This window comes from Corallococcus praedator, assembly GCF_003612125.1.
In the GTDB taxonomy this organism is placed as follows: domain Bacteria; phylum Myxococcota; class Myxococcia; order Myxococcales; family Myxococcaceae; genus Corallococcus; species Corallococcus praedator.
Window position 1 is genome coordinate 1 of record NZ_RAWI01001067.1, and the last position, 439, is coordinate 439.

1 pseudogene is annotated in these 439 nt (G+C 70.4%); it reads right to left on the minus strand.

Annotation, left to right across the window (positions count from 1 at the left end):
- Positions 1-439 (minus strand): annotated as a pseudogene (locus D7Y13_RS43055) (glycoside hydrolase family 65 protein); the annotation flags it as partial.

Below are 439 nucleotides of genomic sequence, written 5' to 3' on the forward strand. Positions count from 1 at the left end.
CACGTACTTCATCAGCGCGTACGAGATGTCGGCGTCGATGTGGTACTGCGCGGTGCCCGCGGCGTAGTAGGCGCTGGCCTCCTCGCCGTTGATCGTCCGCCACGGGAAGAGCGCGCCCGCCTGGGCCAGGTCCTCCGCGCGCCGGTGGGCGGCGGGCAGCATGTTGTAGCGGAAGCGCAGCGCGCTGTGCGCCATCCACGGCGAGGTGTAGGTGAGGAAGGGCAGCACGTAGATCTCCGTGTCCCAGAAGTAGTGCCCGCCGTAGCCGGAGCCGGACACCCCCTTGGCCGGGACCCCGGACTGCTCCGCCCGCCCGGTCGCCTGGGCCAGCTGGAACAGGTTCCACCTGATGGCCTGCTGGACCTCCGGCTGCCCGTCCACCTCCACGTCCGCACGGGACCAGAACTCGTCCAGCCACCGGCGCTGCTCGCTGTACTGC